The sequence below is a fragment of the Selenobaculum gibii genome (assembly GCF_030273445.1).
GTDB classification, from domain to species: Bacteria; Bacillota; Negativicutes; order ICN-92133; family ICN-92133; genus Selenobaculum; species Selenobaculum gibii.
Map to the genome: position 1 here is coordinate 914,484 of NZ_CP120678.1, position 22,402 is coordinate 936,885.

The following is a 22,402-nucleotide window of genomic DNA, read 5'->3' on the forward strand; positions in this document are numbered from 1 at the left end:
ATCATGACAATACTTTCAAGAAAAAGATTAAGTTTATGAAAAATTTAAACTGGAAGAATGGAAAAAGGAATTTTGGAAAGCCCCAACATTGCTTGATACAACAAATCCCGATATTTCGGCGTTCCGGAAAAATGGCGGTAAATTGATTATCCTTCATGGAACAGCTGACCGGGTTTTGGCATTGTCAGGGACTATAGATTACTATAACAAATTTGTAGAAAAGTTTGGACAACGTCCACTGAATAATTTTGTGAAATTTTATATTGTGCCAGGTTACGGACATGGCAAGGAAAGTGTCTTTACTATGGGAAGAAATGTGCTGCAAGATCTGGATCATTGGGTCGTAAGTAAAGAAGAACCGGGGAACTTGGTCGTTACGGACCAAAATGAAAAAACAAAGGGACGTGCACTGCCGTTGCAGGTCTATCCTGGGTACCCCCGATATTCGGGAAATGGTAATGTGAATTCAGCTGCGATTTATGTATATGGTTCATTAGCGAATGGAAGATAATTTTTGGTATTTATGCATGCTCAAAGCTCGAATAACTTACTATCAATGGCTAATTATATTTGTCGAAAGGGATGAAATGTTATGAACGAAGTCATACAAAATATGTTAACAAGAAAAAGCATAAGAACTTATAAAAAGGATCAGGTCAAAGATGAGGATTTAAAGGATATTATTCAAGCCGCAATCCATGCACCGTCCGGAGGAAATTCACAATCTTGGATTTTTACTGTGTTACAAAATAACGATAAACTAGCTGAACTTAACGACCAAGTAAAAGAGGTATATAAAAATATTGAGGTAAATGAAAAAACATATCGGTCTATTGTAGCAGGAAAGAATGCAGCAAAGAATGCAGGCTATAGTTTCTATTATCATGCACCTACCCTGATTCTTGTGTCTAATGCAAGGGAATATCCGAATGCAATGGCCGATTGTTCCGTGGCTATTGAAAATATGATGTTGGCAGCCCATTCTTTGGGTTTGAGTTCATGTTGGATTAACCAGCTTACATGGTTTGGTGATATTCCGGATATAAGAAAGCTCTTATCAGGTTATGGCGTTCCAGATGATTATATGGTATGTGGTTCTGTCGCATTAGGTTATAGTGAAAATGACTCGGGGAAATTGGTGCCTAGAAAAGAACCAAATGTGACTATTATAAAATAAGCAATAGAATAAGATTTAGATTGTTCATATATATATGATCAAGGATTTGTTAGTTTCCATCAGGATAAAGGAATCGGGCAAAAAGATTTTAAAATTGGTAAAAAAATCACATGGTGGGAATTATTAATGTTACATTAGATTCTCTTGCTGATGGAGGAAAATAGTGAAGATGTTATTTCCAACCTTGGAAAGACAGATGACGATTTGTCAGTGAAGTCGCAGCTAATCCTAATTTACTAGGTATAATTAAACGTTCTGAAAGCAACCGTATTAAAAGAAACGCAAAGATATTAACTCAAATTCAGCGAATTCACAAAGAAAGTCATACTAAGAAGATCCCTTGATTTTTTATTATGGAAAATCAGCCAACGTACAGGGATGATGAGGAATTCTGTTTATCTCTCTTGCAATTTGAAGGGTGGTAGCTATAATAATTGTAACAAGGTCGAGGATACTATGTCGTGGGCACTGCCATTTATCCTCCAAAGGGCAAAATGGCTTAGCCAGTGAGACATAGAAAAAAATGACCTTGCATTAAAGCTTTTCGAAGCTTATGCAGGGCCATTTTTTTTATTTTTCAAACTATCCTCAAACCGCGTAAATACTGAAATTTCGGGAATATTCTGCTTATTAAAAAAAGGCGGTCACCATGGAGTGGCGGGCATTTCTGGCAAAGCCAGGGAGAATACAGGGAAATGCCTTTTGGAGAATAAATGGCAATGACTCACGACATGAAAAACACGAATCCTTTAAAATGTTTATTACATGATTTAACTGTTTATTGTTGCTATATGGAAAATATGGTACAATTCTAACAGGTGCTACTAAACGTAGGCGGTTAGTTCCCATTTGTATTCCGTTACATACGGATGAATGGGGGTGATGCCATGAATGATGCAAATTTAACATTGTTACTTTTCATCATCCTGGTTTTTGCCATAAAAAAAGATTAACCGCCCAGCCTCAGAAACTTTGCGGTTAATCTAATCGTAATTTCATGGGAGCTAACCGTTTTATCGGTAGCACTTTTATATGATTATCATAACACAAATATTTTATACTATCAATTCAATTATTTAATAAAACATATGGATAAAGAGGATGAGGTATTGTGAAAATGCAAATTGAAACGGATCGTTTACTTTTGCGTCCAATTACTATGGAGGATGCAGGAGATATTTTTGAATACAGCAAGAATCCTCATGTTGGTTCAAATGCGGGATGGAAGTCACATGGAAATATTGAAGAAACGATAGAAATCATGAAAATGATATTTATAAATCAAGACGGTATTTTCGGAATCATTTTAAAGAGTAACAAGAAGTTAATTGGGATAGTAGGAGTAATGTTAGATCCAAAACGGCAAAATCACAAGGCGTATATGTTAGGATATTCTTTAGCAGAACCATATTGGGGGCAGGGGATAATGACGGAGGCGGTAATGGAAACGATAAAATATGGATTTAGTCAGTAAATCTAATCTTTTTGCGTCTTAGAATTTTTTATCATTTTGGATTTTTATTCGAATCTTTTTTATTCAAAGAGTTCCCAAAGGATTTTCCGAAAGTTTTCAAATCTTTCCTTGATAAGATAAAGACAAATTAGGAAAGGTGGAATTTAAATGAATAAGTTAACTAAAGGATTTGTTGCTATAGCAATGGTCGGAGTATTGCAAATTGGATTTACGAGTGCTGTTTTAGAGGCTTCTCCTAGAGATGATAGACCGCCACAACGAGTTAATCATCATGACAAACATCGAGATAAAGCTCACTATGATAAAGAGATGAAAAAAGAAAAAGAGCGTCATGAAAAAGAAATGAAACGTCATCCGGGAGAATCTAGACACGAATGGGAAAAAAGAAAGCATGAAGAAGAAAAGCGGCATCAGAATGAAATGGATAGAATTGCCGCTCTGCTTGTTGGAATTGCTATAGGAAGCTCTTTGTAAATTCCATTAATGATTGTAATTTTATAAGCTTTGTAAAAAATAAATAATGGCTGTCTGGCGAACCTTTTGGAGCTACATAAAAATAGGTATGTAAAGATTCGTTATGACAGCTCTTTTTGTATAAAAAATAAGTAATTTTAAAATAAACAGTCTTTACGGTAAAGAATATTTTTTATAAATGCCTTTTATGACGAATACAAACAAAATACTGCAAATTCCGTTGACATTCTTAAAAATAATCTGTTATTATAAATAGAGTGGCGCAAATAGTAGTATAAGTTTTTAATTTTTATATATTTATTTGTCATTGTAATTATAGGATGCTTTTTGACAATTTTTGTTGATAAAACCATAAAATATTATCGACTCCGGCCCAATTGGTCGGAGTCGAATGAATTTACGATATAGGTGATAAGCTGAATTGGGGAACGATTGCCCTGTGGATTATTTGCATTACATGCAGATAATCGGAGCCCATATATTTTTATATGGTTAATATAGATAATTTTAAGCTAGTGAAGTTTATTCGCAAACAGAATTGATCCAAATGAATAAACTACGATAATTCGCGTATGTTAGGAAAGGTGGTTAATTCATGAAAAAAGTAGCTATTGTTATGGGGAGTGACTCTGATTGGCCGATATTAAAAACGGCGGCAGATTTACTAAACGATTTTGGTATTGAATATGAGGTCGTTGTTGCATCTGCACATCGTACACCAGCAAAAGTACACGATTTTGTTACTTCAGCACCTGAAAAAGGGATTGGTGTGTTTATTTCAGCAGCAGGCGCGGCAGCCCATTTAGGTGGTGTGATTGCAAGTCTTACAACACTTCCTGTAATTGGAGTTCCAATTAATGCAACTCCTTTAAATGGTATGGATGCATTACTTAGTACAGTTCAAATGCCATCTGGAATTCCAGTTGCAAGTATGGCTGTGAATGGGGCAAAAAATGCAGCAATTTTTGCGGCGCAAATTTTGGCTGTAAGCAATCCTAGTTTACAGGAAAAACTAATTGCACATCGCAAGCAAATGGCAGAAGAAGTTGAGAAGAAAGCAGCGAAGGTTGCAGAAAGTTTATAATATAAAGTAAGACTTAATTCAGGTGGAGTGTTCACTCTAGCTGAATCTTAGTCGACCTTATTCAGGAAATTAGCCGCTCACCTGTGCCCTGTGGGTATAACTCCTACTTATAGAAGTTAGGAGTCTTATAAGCAGAGAACAAAAATCTTTGATTTTGTGTGAATCGCTTATTTTGTCAGATGGGCGGGATAGTTATCTGGTAAAAAACTATGAAATTTGGAGGCTATAAGCAATGGGAAAAAAACCATTATATGAAGGCAAAGCAAAGCAAATTTATGCAACGGAAAATCCTGATGAAGTATTAGTATATTATAGAGATGATGCAACTGCTGGTAATGGAGCAAAAAAAGGTACGATAGCAGATAAAGGGATTATGAATAATAAAATCGCATCATTTTTCTTTAAATTATTAAAAGAAAATGGTGTTGATAACCATTTTGTAAGTATGCCAAGCGATCGTGAGATGTTAGTAAAATCCTTGAAAATTTTACCTCTTGAAGTTGTAGTAAGAAACATTGCAGCAGGAAGCCTTGCGAAGCGTTTAGGTTTAGAAGAAGGCATAAAAATGTCTTGCCCTGTTGTTGAATTATATTATAAAAATGATGAACTTGGTGATCCATTAGTTAATGATTATCATATAAAAGCAATTGGCTTAGCAACGGAAACTCAAGTTGCTGAAGTAGAAAGCATTGCTTTAAAAGTAAATGAAATTTTAACAAAATATTTAGCAACAAAAAATATTGAATTGATTGATTTCAAACTTGAATTTGGTTTATACAAGGGTCAAGTATTGTTAGGGGATGAAATTTCTCCAGATACTTGTCGTTTCTGGGATACAGTAACAAAAGAAAAATTGGATAAAGATAGATTCCGTCGTGATATGGGCAATGTTGAGGATGCCTATAAAGAAGTATTACACAGATTAACAGGAGAGGTTAGATGATAGATTTAGAACTGGACAAGCTAAAAGAAGAATGTGGTGTTTTTGGCATTTATTCGCGAACTGAGGATGTAGCACTTAATACGTATTGGGGACTTTATGCGCTTCAGCATCGTGGACAAGAAAGTGCCGGGATTGCTATTACTGATGGTTCTTGGATGGATGTAACACGTGGAATGGGATTGGTAAATGAAGTTTTCCGCCATCAAGTACCACATATGGACAATCAATATATTGCCATTGGTCATGTTCGTTATTCGACGACTGGCTCCAGCCTTCTAGCTAATACTCAACCGTTAATGGTAAATTATTCTGGTGGTAAAATTAGTTTGGCTCATAATGGTAACTTAACAAATGCAGCAGAAATTAGACGTGAATTAGAAGAGCAAGGTACAGTTTTCCAAACTTCAATTGATAGTGAGGTTTTTGTGAATTTAATTGCGAGATCTCGCAAGGAATCAGTTGAAGAAAAAATTATGGAAAGTTTAGTGAAAATTAAAGGTGCATATTGCTTAACGATTATGACAGAAGAAAAGTTAATTGGTGCACGTGATCCGCAAGGGTTCAGACCGCTTTGTATCGGGAAAATGGGAGATTCATGGGTGCTATCTTCTGAGTCTTGTGCACTTGATACAGTTGGAGCTGAATTTGTTCGAGATGTAGAACCAGGTGAGATGGTTGTGATCAACGATAAAGGGCTTAAGTCATATCATTTTGCAACAGCTGATAAAAAGGCAGCATGCGTATTTGAATATATTTACTTTGCTCGTCCAGATAGTGTGATTGATGGACAGAGTGTTCATGATGCAAGATTTGAAATGGGTCGTATATTAGCAAGAGAAAGTGGCTTTAAAGCAGATATTGTTATTTCTGTACCTGACTCTGGTACTACGGCGGCAACTGGCTTTGCTTATGAATCTGGAATTCCATTTAAAGAAGGTTTAATGAAAAATCGTTATATTGGGCGTACTTTTATTCAACCTAGTCAACAAAAACGTGATACAAGTGTCAGACTTAAATTAAATGCAATTAAATCAGTAGTAAATGGTAAATCTGTAATTATGGTTGACGATTCTATTGTGCGCGGTACGACGAGCGGAAAAATTGTTCGCATGCTCAAGGCAGCTGGTGCTACAGCTGTTCATATGTGTGTAAGTTCGCCTCCAATCGGTTATCCATGTTATTATGGAATTGACACTTCTGCACGTAAAGAATTGATTGCAGCTACAAAATCAGTAGAAGAAATTCGTCAATATATTGGGGCAGATTCTTTACATTTCTTATCTATTGAAGGATTAAAAGAGTCGCTAAAAGCAGTAAGCTGTGAAGATATGTGTTATGCTTGCTTTAATAGTGCATATCCTGGTGAAAAACCTAAAGAAGATACAATTGGTGCAGATAAATACGTTTTTGAAAAGAAAAAGTAAAAATAATTAAGCTCTGAATTGGGGGAGTTCGATGACTACTGAAAATAAATCTCAACAATTAACTTATCGTGATGCTGGTGTTGATATTGACGCCGGCAATCATGCTGTAACATTGATGAAAAAACATGTAAAATCTACTTATCGTCCTGAGGTATTAGGTGATTTAGGTGGTTTTGGTGGATTATTCGCTTTAAATAGCGGAAAATATAAAGAACCAGTTCTCGTCTCTGGTACAGATGGTGTGGGGACGAAATTACGTTTGGCTTTTATGCTAGACAAACATGATACAATTGGTCAAGATGCAGTTGCAATGTGTGTGAATGATATTTTAGTGCAAGGTGCAGAACCTTTATTTTTTCTTGATTATTTAGCTGTGGGCAAACTTGAGCCAGAAAAAGTTGCAGCAATTGTAAGTGGTGTTGCTGGTGCTTGTAAAGAATCTGGGTGTGCGTTAATTGGTGGAGAAACTGCTGAGATGGCAGGTTTTTATCCAGATGGTGAATATGATATTGCTGGTTTTGCTGTTGGTATCGTGGATAAGGCAAAGATTATTACAGGTGCAAATATTAAGCCAGGTGATATTTTAATCGGATTACCATCAACTGGTGTACATTCTAATGGTTACTCACTTGTAAGAAAAATTTGTTTTGATGTAAAAGGGTTTAAAGGCGATGAATATATTGAAGAGTTCGGTAAGACGATTGGTGAAGAATTATTAACACCGACACGTTTATATCCAAAAGTTTGTATGCCTTTAACAGAAAAATTCACGATTCATGGTATGGTGCATATTACTGGCGGTGGATTCTATGATAATATTCCACGGGTTTTACCAGAAAATTGTGGAGTAGAAGTAGATTCTACATCTTGGGAAAGACCAGCTGTTTTCGATAAATTGCAAGAGTGGGGCAACGTTGCTTGGACGGAAATGTACCGTACTTTTAATATGGGGATTGGTATGGCTTTAGTTGTTCCAGCAAATGAAGTTGAAAAAATTCAAGCGCATTTAGCAGCAAATAATGAAACTGCTTATGTGATTGGTAAAGTTGTCGAAGGTAAGCAAGAAGTTGTGATAAAAGGTGGGGTTTTTAATGACTAATACTGCAGTATTAGGCGTTTTAGCCTCTGGTCGCGGCAGTAATTTGCAATCGATTATTGATGCAATTGATATTGGTAGAATTAAAGCAGAAATTGCAGTTGTTATTAGTGATAAACCAGAAGCAAATGCTTTAAAACGCGTAGCTGAATTAGGGATACCTGCGGTTTGTGTAGATCGCAAACTTTATGATACGAAAGAAGAATTTGAAAAAGCACTGGTAGAAGAACTTGAAAAACATCGTGTGGATTTAGTTATTTTAGCTGGATTTATGCGTATTTTAAGTCCGTATTTTGTAAATGCTTTTAAAAATAAAATCATGAATATTCATCCTTCTTTATTACCGGCTTTCCCTGGTGCACATGCACATCGCAGTGTTTTAGAATACGGTGCGAAAGTTTCTGGCTGTACAATTCATTTTGTAGACGAAGGAATGGACAGTGGTCCGATTATTTTGCAGGAGTCTGTTCCAGTACTTGATGATGATACAGAGGAAACTCTGGCTGCTCGTGTACTTAAAGTGGAACATGTATTATATCCAAAAGCAATTGCATTGTATTTGGAAGATAAACTTGAAATAAACGGTAGACGTGTAATGATTAAAGAATAGAGAATAGGTGGGAAGAGCATGAAAATTAAACGTGCCTTAATCAGTGTTTCTGATAAAACTGGTGTTATTGAATTTGCGAAAAAGCTTCATGCTGCTGGGGTAGATATTATTTCTACTGGCGGTACAATGAAAACTTTAAAAGAAGCAGGTATTCCTGTAACTTATGTAAGTGAAGTGACTGGGTTTCCTGAGATTATGGATGGTCGTGTAAAAACTTTAAATCCATATATTCATGGTGGTATACTTGCAATTCGTGATAATGCAGAGCATGTGGAAGCGATGAAAAAACATAATATTACAGGCATTGATATGGTTGTTGTAAATCTTTATCCATTCCGTCAAACAATTGCCAAACCAGGGGTTGAACTTGCAGAAGCAATTGAAAATATTGATATTGGTGGCCCCGCGATGATTCGTGCGGCAGCAAAAAATTTCAAATATGTAACTGTGGTTGTAAATCCTGCACGTTACGATGAGATTGCAGCTGAACTTACAAGTGATGCTGGTATTACTGATGGACTTCGTATGTCTCTTGCAAAAGAAGCTTTTGGGCATACCGCTGAGTATGATGCTTGTATTAATCAATACTTAGCTAAAGAGTTAGGCGAAGGCAATTTCCCTAATACAGTACATATGACGTTAGAAAAAGTTCAAGATTTACGTTATGGTGAAAATCCACATCAAAATGCGGCTTTCTATCGTGAAGCGCATAGTCCAATCGGGGTTGCGAATGCGAAACAATTGCACGGAAAAGAACTTTCCTTCAATAATATTGTTGATATAGAATCAGCTTATAATATTGTAGCTGAATTTAAAGATCCAGCAGTAGCGATTATTAAACATACAAATCCTTGCGGTGCAGGAATTGGTGCAACAATTTCTGAAGCTTACACAAAAGCATATGAAGCAGATCCGTTATCTGCTTTTGGTGGTATTGTGGCATTAAATCGTACAGTAGATAAAGCAACTGCACAGCAAATTAGTGAAATTTTTATTGAGGTTGTGATTGCTCCTGCCTTTGATAAAGAATCGCTTGAAATTTTAACAGCGAAGAAAAATATTCGCCTATTAACATTACCGCTTCCTGAACTTGGCGGTTCTCGTATGGATATGAAAAAAGTGGCTGGTGGAATGTTACTTCAAGATGCAGATACGCTTGAGGCAAAACGCGAAGAAATGCAAGTCGTTTCTAAGCGTCAACCAACGGAAGAAGAATGGCGTCAAGCAATGTTTGCTTGGAAAATTGTAAAGCATGTAAAATCTAATGCGATTGTTGTTGCTGGCAATGACCAAACGTATGGTGTTGGTGCAGGTCAAATGAATCGTGTAGGTTCAGCAGCAATTGCGCTTGAACAAGCTGGTGAAAAAGCAAAAGGTGCTGTACTTGCTTCTGATGCATTCTTACCGTTTAGAGATTCTGTGGATACGGCTGCAAAAGCTGGTATCACATTAGTTATTCAAACTGGCGGATCAATTCGTGACCAAGAATCTATTGATGCAGCGAATGAACATGGAATTACAATGATTTTCACTGGTAGAAGACATTTTAAACATTAATTGAATTGATTTTCAATATTTTAAGATAAAGTCGCACTTACTTTTTCGCAAGGATGAGTTTTCGTGCGACTTATCTATATAGGAGTGATTGTGTGCGTATATTAGTCATTGGCGGCGGTGGTCGCGAACATACGTTAGCTTGGAAACTTTCTCAAAGTCAAGGTGTGGAGAAAATGTATGCGATTCCGGGCAATCCTGGGATGGAAAGCCTTGCTGAATGTATAAGTAATATTTCTATTTCTGATAATATTTCCTTGGTGAAATTCGCCGAAGAACATAAAATTGACCTAACTGTTGTAGGACCAGAATTACCATTGGCAAACGGTTTGGTAGATGCTTTTGAAGAAGCAGGATTAAAAGCTTTTGGCCCAACAAAAGCAGCAGCTGAAATTGAAGGATCAAAAGCTTTTTCTAAATGGTTAATGAAAAAATACGAAATTCCTACAGCTAAATTTGAAGTATTTACTGATGCTCAAAAAGCGCGTGAATATATAAAAGCGCAAGGTGCACCAATTGTTATTAAGGCCGATGGCTTAGCGGCAGGCAAAGGTGTAATTGTAGCAGCGACACTACAAGAGGCTTTAGAAGCTGTGGATAGCATTATGTGCGATCATACTTTTGGTGATGCTGGAAGTCGCGTAGTGATTGAAGAATGCTTGGTTGGTGAAGAAGCTTCCCTACTTGCATTTACGGATGGTAAAACGATTATTCCAATGATTTCTTCACAAGATCATAAACGTGCATTTGATAATGATGAAGGTCCAAATACTGGTGGGATGGGAACTTATGCACCAGCTCCAGTATTAACGCAAGATTTACTCAAGCAAGTACAAAAAGAAATTCTTGAACCAACCGTAAAAGCAATGCAGCAAGAAGGCCGGAAATACTGCGGTTGTTTATATGCAGGTCTTATGATTACAGCAGACGGTCCGAAAGTTATTGAGTTCAATGCACGCTTTGGTGATCCGGAAACACAAGTTGTATTGCCATTATTGGATGGTGATTTAGCACAAATTATGCTAGCGTGTATTGAGGGGAATTTAGCTAAAACTGAAGTGAAATGGGAAGAAAAAGCGACTGTTTGTGTAGTTATGGCAGCAGGTGGTTATCCAGCGAATTATAAAAAAGGTGATGTAATCACTGGCATGGATAAAGCAGAGGCTGATGGGGCGGTGGTATTCCATGCAGGTACGGCAAAAACGGAGGCTGGAATTGTAACCAATGGCGGACGCGTATTAGGCGTTACAGCGAAAGCAGATAATATTAAAGAGGCTGTAGATAAAGCCTATAAAGCAGTTAGCAAAATTAATTTTGCAAAAGTACACTATCGTAAGGATATTGCATATCGTGCAATTGCTCGTTTAAAATAAAGAGTATTTTTTAAATCATGGGAAAGTATATCAATAATACTACCCATGATTTTTTTGATTGAAAAAGGTATAATGTCATAGATTGACGAATAAAAGAATGCAGGAAGGAGTATGTATATGGATGTTGGTTTATTATTAGTGAATATTGGTTTAATTATTATGCTGCTGGCGAGTTTAGGATTAACGATCATCGGTATGCCCGGGAATATTGTTATTTTTCTTACTGCACTTGCCTATGGCTTTTATGATCACTTTGTCCATCTTTCTCTTATGGATTTAGGCATTGTATTGGGTGCTATTATATTAGGTGAAGTATTTGAAACATTTACAGGTGCAGTTTGGGCAAGCAGAGAGAAAGCATCAAAACGTGCTGTTATATTTGCTGTAATTGGAACAGTTATTGGAGGACTTATAGGCACGGCTTTTACTCCTATTATTGGCTCAATTATTGGCGCCTTAGCCGGTGGATTTACAGTAAGTTGGTTTGTTGAGTATCAACTAACTAATGATAAAGAACATGCAATTCGTGTGGCAACGAGTGTAATAAAAGGACAGATACTTGGTGTGATCATAAAATTCACCATTGCGTTAGTTACGATTATTTATTTATTATTTAATTTAGCATGGTAACTAAGTTGTTAGCTGAGAAATATCATAGGAAGAGAAAAAAAGTATATACTATTAAAAACTTATTTATCAGATGACTAATCTACTCATCTGACGAAATAAGCGATTCACACAAAATCAAATGTTTTGGTTCTCTGCTTATAAGACGCTCGCCTTCTATAGGTGAGAGATATACCCACAGGCGAGAAGCTAAGTTTCTGAATCAAGTTTACTTTATAAAAATTTTTAGTCAGATGTAAATTTACAAAATAGACGTATAATTTAGAACTAAGATTCTAGATTTAGAATAAGGAGGATATTGATGTCACTTATAGTTGGTCAAGAGTATAGTGGATTTGAATTAAAAGAAATAGCAGAGGTTAAAGAAATAGGCTCAACAGCTTATCAGTTTATCCATAAAAAAAGCGGCGCAAAATTATTATTTATGGAAAATGAAGATGACAATAAAGTTTTTTCGATTACGTTTCGAACGCCACCGAATGACAGTACGGGTGTACCGCATATTGTAGAACATTCTGTATTATGTGGTTCGCGGAAGTTCCCAATGAAAGAACCATTTGTAGAGCTTGTTAAGGGGTCATTAAATACGTATTTAAATGCAATGACGTTTTCAGATAAAACGATGTATCCAGTCGCAAGTCGCAACGATAAAGATTTTCAAAATCTAATGGATGTTTATCTTGATGCGGTGTTTTATCCTGTAATGTATGATTGTCCAGAAGTTTTTATGCAGGAAGGCTGGCATTATGAAGCGGAATCGAAAGATTCCGAATTGAGATATAAAGGTGTTGTATACAATGAAATGAAAGGGGCTTTTTCTTCTCCAGAGGCTATTTTGGACAAGGAAATTCTCGCTTCTTTATTTCCTGATACCACGTATGGATATGAGTCTGGAGGAGATCCAGATGTAATTCCAGAGCTTACATTAGAAGGTTTTTTAGCTTTTCATCAAAAATATTATCACCCATCCAATAGTTATATTTATTTGTATGGAAAGATGGATATAGTAGAAAAATTATCGTTTTTAGATAAAGAATATTTAAGTGCTTTTGAAGCGAAATCGATTGATTCAACCATCCAAGAACAAAAACTGTTTAGTGAGCCAAAGTATGTAGAAAGTTATTATCCAGCTTCGGCAAATGAAGATATTCAGGACAAAACGTTTTTAAGTTTAAATTGTATTGTTGGAAAAGCAGAAGAAACGGAAACAATGATGGCATTGCAAATCCTTGAGCATTTCTTATTGAGAACACAATCAGCACCATTGAAGAAAGCTTTGATTGATGCAAACATCGGTAAAGACGTATTGAGCTCATTTGCAGATAGTATCTTACAGCCATCCTTTAGCATTATTGTTAGTGGTTCTGATGTTGATCAAGTAGAAGCGTTTAAACGGGTGACGAAAGAAACATTAGAAAAGTTAGCCCGTGAGGGAATTGATCGAGAGTTAATTGAAGCATCGATTAATTTATTAGAATTTAAATTGCGTGAAGCTGATTTTGGGCAAAGTCCAAAGGGTTTAATTTACAATATTAAATGTATGGATAGTTGGCTTTATGATGCCAGTCCATTATTAGGGATTTCGTATGAAAAGCCTTTGGAACACATTAAGAGTGCGCTAGATAATCGTTATTTTGAAAAACTAATTGAAACAAGATTTCTTAATAACTCACATATGACGTTAGTAGTATTAAAGCCAAAACAAGGGTTAGGCGAATTGCGTGCCAAAGAAATCAGAACAGAATTAGCTGCACATAAAGCAAAGTTATCGGAAACAGAAATTGAAAACTATATAGAAATGACGAAAAAATTACAGCTTCGCCAAGAAACCCCTGATACACCAGATGCTTTAGCGACAATTCCATTATTAAAACTACAAGACATTGAGCCGAAATCTGAACAACTGATTTTAGAAGAAAAAAACATTTTAAATACACAAGTGTTATTCCATCCTATTTCCACCAATAAAATTGCCTATTTGAATTTATATTTTGATGCAGCGACTTTGCCGCAAGATTTAGTTTTATATGCTTATTTATTGGCAGAGCTGTTAGGCAAAGTATCAACGGAAAATTATGAATATAGTTCACTGGCAAATGAAGTAAATAGCAGTACGGGCGGCATTGCGTATGATGTGATTGCATTTACGGAAAGTCATAGTGCAGAGGTTTATTATCCGAAATTTAAGGTTAAGGCAAAAGCTTTGGTCAAAAAACTTCCAAAGCTAATGAAACTTTTGTCTGAGGTTTTAACAAAGAGTAAATTTGATGATAAAAAACGTGTAAAAGAATTGATCGCACAATTAAAATCCTCACTCGAAATGTATTTGCTTAGAAATGCGCAACAAGTGGTTGCAGGTCGCGTTTTATCCTATTTTTCACCGGCAAGTCGGTATAATGAGCAAGGCTTGTTAAGCTTTTATGAGTTTATCGTAGACTTAAATAAGAATTTTGAATCGCACTATGCTGTTATTCAAGAAAATTTTGCGAAAATTATGCCGATGCTCTTTAATAAAAATGAAATGGTTACAAGCATTACTTTAGATAAAAGCGATTATGATATTTTTGCAAAAGAGTACCCAAAATTTTTAAATGTTTTACATGACATAAAATTTGCAAAGCAAGAATATGAATTTACAATTGATAAATTGAATGAAGGTTTAATGACGTCAAGTAAAATTCAATATGTAGCAAAAGGTGCGAATTTTAATCGCTTAGGTTTTGCATTTAGTGGAAGCCTACGTGTTTTAGAGACAATTTTACGTTATGATTACCTATGGAATCGTATCCGTGTACAAGGTGGAGCTTATGGCGCGTTTACGCAATTTAGACGTACGGGGAATATGGTTTTTGGCTCTTATCGAGATCCAAATCTAGCAGAAACCATTGATGTATATAATGAAACTGCAAATTATATGCGTAACTTTACTGTAGATGAACGTGAAATGACAAAATACATCATCGGGTCAATGAGTACGCTTGATACACCGCTTACGCCGCAAATGAAGGGTGAAGTTGCAGCTGAATGTCATATTCGACATATTACACAAGCAGATATACAAAGGGAACGAGACCAAGTACTGGCAACAAAGCAAGAGGATATTAGAAGTTTAGCTAACTTAATTGATGCGTGTATGAAAGAAAATTATCTTTGCGTATTAGGCGGGGAAGAAAAGATAAAAGAAAATAAAGAGATATTTAATAACTTAAAACAAGTATTTAATTAATCAATAAAAAAGATTGCCGTATTTACAATAATGCGTGCAATCTTTTTTTCGAATTTTTTATTGTAAATCCAAAAATAAGAAGTTAACAAGTCGAAAAAAGATGATATAATGTAGAATGAGTCGTTTGGAGGGAATTGTTTGATTGATTTACATTGTGATACAATTTCTGCTTTATATAATAATCCTGAATATGGTTCTTTAAAAAAAAACTCGCTTCAGGTAGATATAGAAAAGTTGAAACAGGGGCATAGTACTGCCCAGTTTTTTGCGATGTTTGTTGATACAGCAGTAATTGAAGATTCTTTTTTATATTGCAATAATTTAATTCGTAAATTTTATCAAGAATTAGCCTTAAATAAAGACTGTATAGAAATTGCTCACAATTTTTATGAGTATTTACAAAATGATAAGAATAAGAAAATATCTGCTTTTTTAACGATTGAAGAAGGCGCAGTGCTAAAAGGTGATTTAACGAATATTAATAGATTTTATCAGCAAGGGGTTCGTTTAATTACTTTGACCTGGAACTATGCCAATGAAATTGGCTATCCGAATTTTAATTTTACATATCAAAATAAAGGCTTAACTTCTTTTGGAAAATCAGTTGTTTGCGAGATGAATCGCTTGGGGATGATTGTCGATGTGTCACATTTGTCTGATCAGGGGTTTTATGATGTTGCAAAAGTTAGTTCTAAACCTTTTATTGTATCTCACTCTAATAGTCGTGATGTAGTTTATCATAGTCGTAATTTGACTAATGATATGATACGAATAGTAGGGGAAAAAGGCGGTGTCATAGGTATTAATTTTTCTAATAATCTTTTGTCTGGATCAAGTTATAGTTATGTGGAAGATATGATACGGCATATTAAGCATATTTATCAAATTGGTGGCAGTGATGTATTGGCCTTGGGGACTGATTTTGATGGAATTCATGCAATTTTGGAAATTGAAAACATTGGTCAAATTGACAAATTATTTGGAGCTTTGAAAAGTCAAGGGTTTAAAAATGATGATATTGAAAAACTTTCTAAGTTAAATTGTTTAAGGGTAATTAAAGATTGTCTAGTTTAGGAACAAAGGGATGGGAGTGGTAATATGGACAAAATTAAAGATCAGATTGATTTAAGCGATCCCAAAAATAAACGTCAGCATATTTTGGATGCAGCTTACATTGTATTCTCACGTAAAGGGTTTCATCGTGCAACAGTAGATGAAATTATAAAGTTAGCGGATACCGGAAAAGGAACAGTATACAATTATTTTATTAATAAAGAAAATTTATTTTATACTTTAATAGAAGAAAGAAGTGCCCCTTTTCGTCATCATATTTCTAATATAAAGAAGGATAATATTCCGCCATTAGAGAAAATACGATTAATGACACGTGAGTTTTTATCTTTTTATGATAAACATGCAGATTTATGGCGTGTTTTTATGCATGAAGTTCGTTGTTTTGGGGAAGTGGGCTATCCAGGGTTTAGTGAAGAACAGCAAAAAAAATGTCGGAGAAATTTTGAAGAACCTTTAGAAACCTTAGAAGCTGTGATAAAAGAGGGAATTGAACAAGGACTTCTTATCGTAGCAAGTTCTAAACAAGCTGCCTATGGTTTATTAAGCGCAATTCTTGCGATTGTGTTTCAAAAGTTAATTGGTGATGAATTTGACCAAACCGCAGAAAATATTGCTCGAGTATTTTTATTTGGTATCGCAAATAAATAAGTGCTATAATATAGCCTTGTAAATGATTTTGCAGGGGGCATTTTTTTGGAAATCGATATTACCGAGAAAGTATATAAAATAATAAAATATTGTTTGATTTGTATCTTATTTCTTGTACTTGGAATGAGTTCAATCATATATTGCTGGCAAAAAAATGATGTTTATCTTGTTATCTCTGATGCGCAAATTCAAGGAAAAAACGTAAATATCATGAGTAAGGTATCAGGTACGGTACAAGATATTTTAGTAGAAGATGGAGCTATGGTGGAAGCTGGTCAGACAATTGCAATTTTGCAAGTCGAAATTTCGCCAGAGCAAATAAAAGAATTAGAAAATAATTTAGAAAATGAAAAACTTCATTATAACAATATACTATCAACACCGGATGTGATTACGCCATCTGTGCAGAATAATACAGTAGTAGATCAAGCATCTGTTGAATCAGCGCAGAAAAATTTAGACAGAGCAGCTGCGAATAGGGACAAGATGGAGAAGCTATTTGCTATGGGAGCGATTAGCGCTGTACAAAATAATGCAGCGCAAGTTGCTTATCAGGCAGCTCTAGATAATTTTACTGCTGCAAATACACCTAGAGTAAATTCCACAGCGGTAGTTAATCAGGTTGCGAATAAGCAAGAGCTATTGCGTATTGCTCAATTACAGATTGACCAGGCTAAATTAGCGTATGAGCAAAGTAAATCTGCCCAGCAATCTGCAGTTATTACTGCGCCAGTGAGTGGAATGGTAAATTTGAATAGTTTTACAATAGATACAAAGGTTCAAGCAGGGCAGAATTTATTTACTGTAAGCGATATTGCTGATGTTTGGGTAGAAGCTAAAATTAATCGAAATGATGTTTATAAAGTGGGGTTAGGCAATTTCTCAAGTTATTCAATAACAGAATATCCAAGGCTAATTTTTAAAGGAACGGTCTTTGATATTATAGGTGATGAAGCTTTGGAACAGGTTGATGATAATATGGCGATACTAAAGATTTCTGTTCCAATGGATGAAGATACGGTATTTAAACCGGGAATGCGTGTAAATTTAAAAATTACATTATAAAAGAATTTAGTAAAATTAAATTTACTATTCAATTTTCAGCATATTAAAAAGGTCTCTTTTAGTTTATATTTCTATGAATAAAAATTTAAAAAATATGCAAAACAAAAGTCGTCGACCACAGATAGCGTAAAAACAGCTAGAGGTCGACGACTTTTTAATAAAAAGTTTATGGGTTTTTAAAAGAAAATGCCAATAAAGTTAAGTATTTGTATAAATATTAGTGGATTTTTCGATATTTTAAGGTATAATTAGGGTTATTAGATTACCTATAAGGAATTGAAACTCATCTTCTGTGCCAATGTAAACATAATCGGGAATAGGTTATTAGATTACCTATAAGGAATTGAAACTAGCATACGATATGTGTGTTTGTCAAATTTTTACCGTTATTAGATTACCTATAAGGAATTGAAACGAGGTCAACATACTCACTCACCTCTATTTGAATCTTATCGTTATTAGATTACCTATAAGGAATTGAAACTCTAATCCTTGCTAAAGTGGCTCAAAACACAAGCGGTGGTTATTAGATTACCTATAAGGAATTGAAACCTTGAAGATGTACTCGTAATTGATGCACCTTCAATTTAGTTATTAGATTACCTATAAGGAATTGAAACTGGTCAATGGCGCAGGAAGTTCATGCAAAAATGAGTTATTAGATTACCTATAAGGAATTGAAACGTATCACCAGAAGGTATTACAATTGAAGTAAAAGCCTCTGTTATTAGATTACCTATAAGGAATTGAAACAGATAACCTCTTCCATATTACATCCCTCGATAGTGTTATTAGATTACCTATAAGGAATTGAAACTGGAGGTGGCATAGTTGGCTAGATATTTTGTGGAGTTATTAGATTACCTATAAGGAATTGAAACTATATCTATGTGGAATGATAGAGATTGGAGTATCCAAGTTATTAGATTACCTATAAGGAATTGAAACCTCTTTTATATGCCACAGTTACGCAAACCCTTGTTACAGTTATTAGATTACCTATAAGGAATTGAAACGTGATTGAGTATGTGGGATATGGATAATGTAGAAAATGGTTATTAGATTACCTATAAGGAATTGAAACAAGGTTAAGCTTGCATTGCCCTGTTTGTCGTTTTCTATGGTTATTAGATTACCTATAAGGAATTGAAACTCTAAACCAGCAATTCGACTACCATCGTGAATAACAATGTTATTAGATTACCTATAAGGAATTGAAACGAAGAATAAAGGGGGAGTTAAAAGTGGGTCAATTTAGTTATTAGCTTACCTATAAGGAATGATTACAAACTAAGTTTATTTGAAGGAGGCGTCCTGTAATCAGGGCCCGCAAGTTACTTGGAGTGTTCTTCTGCCTTTCAGAGGGGAAATAAAAAAACTTGTTACACTTTAATTTGTAATAAGTTTTTTATGTGGAATTTATGGAATTTATCTGTTATAATAAATCATAATGTTTTCACAAGATAAAGAATAAAAGTAGTAAAGAGAGAAAATGCTATAAGAAAAGAGTTTTTAAAGTATTATGCTAAGGGGTGTTTTTATGTCGGCAAATCCTAAATTAAAGGATGAATTAACAGATCAATTATGTAAAGCAGTTTTGTTATTGAAAGATACGGAAGAGTGTTATCAATTTTTTGAGGATATTTGTACAATTAGTGAAATAAAAGCTCTGGCGCAGCGGCTAGAAGTTGCACGTATGCTTAGAGATGGTCATACTTATGATGATATTGTTGACCGAACTGGTGCAAGTACAGCAACGATTAGCAGGGTAAAACGTTGTTTAAATTATGGCGCAGATGGATATAAATCTATTTTAGAGAGATTAGATGAGCGGAAAAAGAAATAGTGGTGAGGGGAGAAGATGATGAGTAAAAATGAATTCGTTTTGCAGATTCCTTATGGAACTAGAGATTTTTTGCCAGGCGAAGCAGCTTGTAAGAGAGAAATTGAGGATTCGCTTGCGGAGGTATTTGATCAATGGGGTTATGATGAAGTTGTTACGCCGACAATTGAATATTTAGATACGTTAACTATTGGGAATGGCAGTGAAGTTGAGCCCCATATGTTTAAATTTTTTGATAAAAACAATCGGACATTAGCTTTGCGTCATGAAATGACGACACCAATTGCGAGAGTTGCAGCAAGTCGTTTAGCAGAGGTGGAGTTTCCACTTAAATTATCTTACATTACAAATGTTTATCGTTATGAGCAAGCGCAAACAGGAAGACAATGTGAATTTTATCAAGCTGGTGTGGAACTAATGGGGATGACAGCGGCAACTGCGGATGCTGAGGTGATTGCACTTGCAATTGAATCACTTCGTCAAGCTGGTCTAGAAAATTTTCAAATTAGTTTAGGGCAAGTTGAATTTATTAATGGTGTGATGAAGCAGTTTAAATTATCTGCAAAGCAGCAACAAGAAATAAAACATGCTATGGTAACACGTAATCTGGTTGAACTTGGTAATATGCTTGATAAAAGTGAACTGGGTAAAAATGCGAAAGAAATATTAAAAAAAATACCTTTATTGCATGGAAAAATAGATATGCTCAAGAGCGTTTACCATATGATTTGTAATGAACAAAGTAAAAGAGCATTAGATAACCTAAATGAAATTTATAATCTTTTAGATTCTTACGGTGTTGCGGAGTATGTAAACTTTGATTTAGGTGTGATTCGTGATTTTAATTATTATACGGGAATGGTATTTGAAGCATATACGCCAGGTCTTGGTTTTCCTTTATGTGGCGGCGGACGTTATGATAATATGTTATCTGATTTTGGGACTGCCTGCCCCGCGACAGGATTTGCATTAGGAATAGAGAGAATTATGTTAGCTTTAGAAAGACAAGGTCTTTCTATTTCGGCAAAAAATAAAGATATTTACATAGGATGGGGCGAAGGTAAAGTAATCGAAGCAATTAAAAGGGCAAAAGAGTTACGTGGCGAAGATAAATTGGTTGAAATTGGGCTGCAAGCACAAACAAAAAAAGATGCTGAATCATATCAGCATGCTAAAAATTATAATCAGCTCATTTATATAGATTAAAATGTTACAACGTATTCGTCAATTTTTCATAGCAGTAGTGGCAAAAATTAATGATGCAGATCGTTTATTTATAAAAAAGCATTTAATAAAAAGCGAACAGAGCTTATTTTTTGCCATGTCGATTCCAGAGCAACGCCATGCACTAAATGTTACTTACACGGCATTGAAAATGGCTGAAGTTGAAAAAAATATTAATATAGATAAGTTAATTAAATGTACACTGCTTCATGATGTAGGAAAAAAAGCTGGAGATATCAGTACGACAGATAAAGTTATTACAGTACTGGCAGATAGGTTTTTAAGCAATTGGGCGAAAAGATGGGGCAAATTGGGGCGTGGCGATAAGGTAAGCAATCTTCGTCATGCCTTTTATATTTATTATCATCATGCACAGTATAGTGCAGAAAAACTTATTCAAATTGGTGATAGCGAAATTGCTGAAATTGTTGGAAAACATCACGAAGCTCCAGCAGCAAATGATGCGCCAGAGCTTCGTTTGTTAAGAAAAGCTGATGTATTGAATTAATAGCCCTTGGCTTTATCAATAACATTAAGCATATCCGTACTATGCATATATTTTGTTAGATTTTCAATAAATAATTTTATTGCACGTTCTAAATAATACGGTGACATAGCAGCAACGTGTGGTGTGATTAAAACGTTTTCCATTTCCCAAAGTGGTGAATCGGAAGAAAGTGGTTCAATATCTACTACATCGAGAGCTGCACCTTTAATATATCCTTCTTTTAATGCTGTAACCAGATCTGGCTGATGGACAATAGAGCCGCGGGCTACATTAATAAAATAAGCTGTTTTTTTCATTGATTTAAATTTATCTAGTACAAATAGATTGCGTGTTTTATCTGTCAGAGGCAAAGTGACTACAACGAAATCAGAAGCTGATAATACAATGTCTAATTGCTCAGGAGAATACAGTTTGTTGACAAAAATCTCAGTTGTTTGTGTACGTTTGGTAGCAATAACTTTCATTCCCATTGCTTTTGAACGTTTTGCAATTTCTCGACCGATACTGCCAAGACCAATAATTCCAATTGTTTTATCATAAATTTCATCAGGACGTGTTCGTTGCCATAATTTATTTTGTTGATTTTTTAGTGATTCTGGTATTTGACGTGAAAGGGTTAAAATCATCGCCATAACGTGTTCAGCCATAGGAATCCCATGGATTCCACGCGAGTTTGTTAGTATGATGTCAGATTCAATTAAATCGGGGATTAAAAGTTCGTCTACGCCAGCACTTAAGGCATGAATCCATTTAAGTCGCGGTGCCTTTGGTAGAAGCTTGAGAATACTAAGATGTCCCCAGGTAACAAGAATATCTGTGTTTTCAATATAATCAGGTGCATTTTCTGGCTTGCATAAAGTGATATTAGCATTCGGAACGGTATCTTGAATACTTGTAAGTTCCTTTTCGCTTAACCGATTTAGCACAAGTATATTAAGTGAAGGTATCATAATAATCTCCTTATGATTATTTAATGTT

General features: G+C 35.1%; 20 protein-coding genes and 1 CRISPR repeat array. Of the genes, 19 read left to right on the plus strand and 1 reads right to left on the minus strand.

The features are described 5' to 3' along the window. Positions 1–49 precede the first annotated feature (49 nt). The 19 genes from P3F81_RS04290 (at position 50) to P3F81_RS04380 (ending at position 21,424) form a co-directional block, all read left to right on the plus strand. The gene (locus P3F81_RS04290; RefSeq protein WP_147667918.1) at positions 50–511 is read left to right on the plus strand and encodes a tannase/feruloyl esterase family alpha/beta hydrolase; all 462 of its coding nucleotides are present in this window, start codon (positions 50–52) and stop codon (positions 509–511) included. Between the two features lie 81 nt (positions 512–592). Beyond that, positions 593–1,177, plus strand: coding sequence for a nitroreductase (locus P3F81_RS04295; RefSeq protein ID WP_147667920.1), 585 nt, complete (start codon positions 593–595; stop codon positions 1,175–1,177). Between the two features lie 1,117 nt (positions 1,178–2,294). Further along, positions 2,295–2,651 carry a GNAT family N-acetyltransferase gene (locus P3F81_RS04300; protein ID WP_147668239.1) on the plus strand — a complete coding sequence of 119 codons (357 nt, stop codon included), beginning with the start codon at positions 2,295–2,297 and terminating at the stop codon, positions 2,649–2,651. Between the two features lie 147 nt (positions 2,652–2,798). Continuing rightward, positions 2,799–3,125, plus strand: a complete 327-nt coding sequence (locus P3F81_RS04305; RefSeq protein ID WP_147667922.1) for a hypothetical protein — start codon at positions 2,799–2,801, stop codon at positions 3,123–3,125. Positions 3,126–3,720: 595 nt separating this feature from the next. Further along, complete coding sequence (gene purE, locus P3F81_RS04310; protein WP_147667924.1) at positions 3,721–4,209, plus strand: 5-(carboxyamino)imidazole ribonucleotide mutase; 489 nt, start codon at positions 3,721–3,723, stop codon at positions 4,207–4,209. Between the two features lie 232 nt (positions 4,210–4,441). Beyond that, on the plus strand, positions 4,442–5,152 hold the full coding sequence (gene purC / locus P3F81_RS04315; protein WP_147667925.1) for a phosphoribosylaminoimidazolesuccinocarboxamide synthase: 711 nt from the start codon (positions 4,442–4,444) through the stop codon (positions 5,150–5,152). Beyond that, positions 5,149–6,576, plus strand: a complete 1,428-nt coding sequence (gene purF / locus P3F81_RS04320; protein WP_147667927.1) for an amidophosphoribosyltransferase — start codon at positions 5,149–5,151, stop codon at positions 6,574–6,576. The genes purC and purF overlap by 4 nt, the downstream gene beginning before the upstream one ends. A gap of 31 nt (positions 6,577–6,607) precedes the next feature. Beyond that, positions 6,608–7,675: a phosphoribosylformylglycinamidine cyclo-ligase gene (gene purM, locus P3F81_RS04325; RefSeq protein WP_147667929.1), complete on the plus strand. Its 1,068-nt coding sequence runs from the start codon at positions 6,608–6,610 to the stop codon at positions 7,673–7,675. Further along, on the plus strand, positions 7,668–8,282 hold the full coding sequence (purN, locus tag P3F81_RS04330) for a phosphoribosylglycinamide formyltransferase (protein WP_147667931.1): 615 nt from the start codon (positions 7,668–7,670) through the stop codon (positions 8,280–8,282). The genes purM and purN overlap by 8 nt, the downstream gene beginning before the upstream one ends. An 18-nt stretch (positions 8,283–8,300) precedes the next feature. Continuing rightward, positions 8,301–9,839 (plus strand): bifunctional phosphoribosylaminoimidazolecarboxamide formyltransferase/IMP cyclohydrolase, encoded by a 1,539-nt coding sequence (purH, locus tag P3F81_RS04335; protein WP_147667933.1) that lies wholly within the window; start codon positions 8,301–8,303, stop codon positions 9,837–9,839. 92 nt (positions 9,840–9,931) lie between these two features. Next, positions 9,932–11,209: a phosphoribosylamine--glycine ligase gene (purD, locus tag P3F81_RS04340; RefSeq protein WP_147667936.1), complete on the plus strand. Its 1,278-nt coding sequence runs from the start codon at positions 9,932–9,934 to the stop codon at positions 11,207–11,209. 117 nt (positions 11,210–11,326) lie between these two features. Then, entirely contained in the window at positions 11,327–11,839 is a 513-nt protein-coding gene (locus P3F81_RS04345; RefSeq protein WP_177504256.1) for a DUF456 domain-containing protein, read from the plus strand. A 298-nt stretch (positions 11,840–12,137) separates the two neighbouring features. Continuing rightward, on the plus strand, positions 12,138–15,062 hold the full coding sequence (locus tag P3F81_RS04350; protein WP_147667940.1) for an insulinase family protein: 2,925 nt from the start codon (positions 12,138–12,140) through the stop codon (positions 15,060–15,062). 138 nt (positions 15,063–15,200) lie between these two features. Beyond that, positions 15,201–16,136: a dipeptidase gene (locus P3F81_RS04355; protein WP_147667942.1), complete on the plus strand. Its 936-nt coding sequence runs from the start codon at positions 15,201–15,203 to the stop codon at positions 16,134–16,136. Between the two features lie 24 nt (positions 16,137–16,160). After that, positions 16,161–16,784, plus strand: a complete 624-nt coding sequence (locus tag P3F81_RS04360; protein ID WP_147667944.1) for a TetR/AcrR family transcriptional regulator — start codon at positions 16,161–16,163, stop codon at positions 16,782–16,784. A gap of 45 nt (positions 16,785–16,829) precedes the next feature. Further along, positions 16,830–17,849, plus strand: coding sequence for an HlyD family secretion protein (locus P3F81_RS04365; protein WP_147667946.1), 1,020 nt, complete (start codon positions 16,830–16,832; stop codon positions 17,847–17,849). A 253-nt stretch (positions 17,850–18,102) separates the two neighbouring features. Continuing rightward, positions 18,103–19,136: a CRISPR direct-repeat array (repeat unit 30 nt; unit sequence GTTATTAGATTACCTATAAGGAATTGAAAC). Between the two features lie 253 nt (positions 19,137–19,389). Then, positions 19,390–19,695: a YerC/YecD family TrpR-related protein gene (locus P3F81_RS04370; protein WP_147667948.1), complete on the plus strand. Its 306-nt coding sequence runs from the start codon at positions 19,390–19,392 to the stop codon at positions 19,693–19,695. A gap of 18 nt (positions 19,696–19,713) precedes the next feature. Next, positions 19,714–20,898, plus strand: coding sequence for an ATP phosphoribosyltransferase regulatory subunit (gene hisZ, locus P3F81_RS04375; RefSeq protein WP_147668241.1), 1,185 nt, complete (start codon positions 19,714–19,716; stop codon positions 20,896–20,898). Between the two features lies 1 nt (position 20,899). After that, positions 20,900–21,424: an HD domain-containing protein gene (locus tag P3F81_RS04380; protein WP_147667950.1), complete on the plus strand. Its 525-nt coding sequence runs from the start codon at positions 20,900–20,902 to the stop codon at positions 21,422–21,424. On the opposite strand, the gene P3F81_RS04385 is transcribed toward P3F81_RS04380, so the two are convergent. Next, positions 21,421–22,374, minus strand: a complete 954-nt coding sequence (locus P3F81_RS04385; RefSeq protein ID WP_309320694.1) for a D-2-hydroxyacid dehydrogenase — start codon at positions 22,372–22,374, stop codon at positions 21,421–21,423. The genes P3F81_RS04380 and P3F81_RS04385 overlap by 4 nt on opposite strands. Positions 22,375–22,402 lie beyond the last annotated feature (28 nt).